The organism is Mesobacillus sp., from assembly GCF_049588175.1.
GTDB lineage: Bacteria > Bacillota > Bacilli > Bacillales > Cytobacillaceae > Mesobacillus.
The window spans coordinates 1-1,521 of record NZ_JBAVFI010000298.1 but is presented as its reverse complement, the minus strand read 5'-3'; the positions used below and the strand labels follow the sequence as shown (position 1 = coordinate 1,521).

Annotated in this window: 2 protein-coding genes and 1 pseudogene; all 3 read left to right on the top strand. The window is 39.6% G+C overall.

Annotated features, from left to right (window positions below):
- On the top strand, nucleotides 1-405 hold a 405-nt coding region (locus WB217_RS07350; RefSeq protein WP_423992055.1), incomplete at its 5' end, for an ABC-2 family transporter protein.
- Between the two features lie 275 nt (nucleotides 406-680).
- The gene (locus WB217_RS07345; protein WP_423992053.1) at nucleotides 681-986 is read left to right on the top strand and encodes an SCP2 sterol-binding domain-containing protein; all 306 of its coding nucleotides are present in this window, start codon (nucleotides 681-683) and stop codon (nucleotides 984-986) included.
- A 181-nt stretch (nucleotides 987-1,167) separates the two neighbouring features.
- Nucleotides 1,168-1,521: pseudogene (locus tag WB217_RS07340) on the top strand (ATP-binding protein); the annotation flags it as partial.

Here is a 1,521-nt window from a genome sequence, read left to right as displayed (position 1 = left end):
CTGGGTACAGCCATTCCGCAGCTTGATCTCGTATGGGGAGCTGCGGAAATCGCGATGCTCGTTGTGATGATCATTTCATCAGGTCTAATATTTGTAGCGATCAACTTGTTCTTTGCTACATTCAGCTTCTGGATGATCGACAGCCTGCCGATCGTATGGGCAGTATTCAACATGAGCGACTTTGCTAGATACCCGCTGACCATCTATCACAAGGGCATCCGCATGTTCCTTACATGGGTCATCCCATACGGATTCACAGCTTTTTATCCAGCAGCCTATTTCATCGATAAATCAGGCTACAAAGAATTCGCCCTATGGACACCAGTCGCAGCCATCGTCTGCTGCGTCATCGCCTACACCTTCTGGAACAAAGGCCTAAAAGCCTTCGCCAGCACAGGCAGCTAGGATAAGTAGTAAGGTGCTTTAACACACCACCGCGCTGGGGGTCAGACCCCCGGCGGTTTAACGCATCACAGCAGTGGGGGTCTGACCCCCACTGCTTTACTGTGTTAAAGTTGCCCCTTTGTTTGTCGGGTCCTCAATATAAATACGTTTTATATCGGATTGATGCGGGATTTTCTACTAGATATGATGTAGATATATTCTGAGTTTGATAGGGGGTGTTCTGTATGTTGTAAAGAAAGTCGATTAGGGAAGTGTGGCAGGTGATTGAGTGGGTTATGAAAGATAAACCTGAGCCAATTCGTGGATTAAATGTAATTTATCAGTATGAAATCACTGGTGAGGACAGCGGCACTTTCCAGCTGGTAATTGAGGATGGATCTGCAAGGGTAATAGAAGGAGCAACGGAATCTGCAGATTGCACCTTAAGGCTCTCAGATAAAAACTTCAAGAAGATGATTGTGGGCAAGCTGAACGGAACCGCAGCCTTCATGACAGGGAAGTTGAAGGTCCAGGGAAGCATGGGACTTGCGTTGAAGCTTGAAGGCATCCTTAATGAATACAATATGAGTGAAACTGCATAAAAACTATGGACCAGGCTTTGATAACCTGGTCCATTTTTATTATATTAAAGTTTTTTATGATTCTATAAAAAACTTTAATATAAAAAAACATCATGTTTAATGACAAAAAGTTACAAGATATGACACATACTGATATAATTATGGGGAATATTTGTTAATTAATTGATAAAGGAGCCTGGCAATGAACATTAACACCAGGAATGAAGTATTAATTTTAGAAGAAAATAAAACAATAAAATTATTTATTTGGCTTTTTTATTTTATTTATATTGGCTATGACTTCTTTTATTATTTTATTTTTCCGAAATATACCAACAAGGAAGTTGGATTACCTGAAGGAGGTCTTGGGTTTTTAGTTTATGTATTGCTTTTGGCCATTTTGCCTCTTGCCATTTACTTTATTAAAAAGAGAAATCCATTTCCTATAAAATATATATTTCTCATATTCTATATTCTTGTTGAAGCTAGTGACTATTATCTCATTTACTTTGAGAGTGATTTGCCATTTCGCGGAGGTCATGTAATCGAACTATTT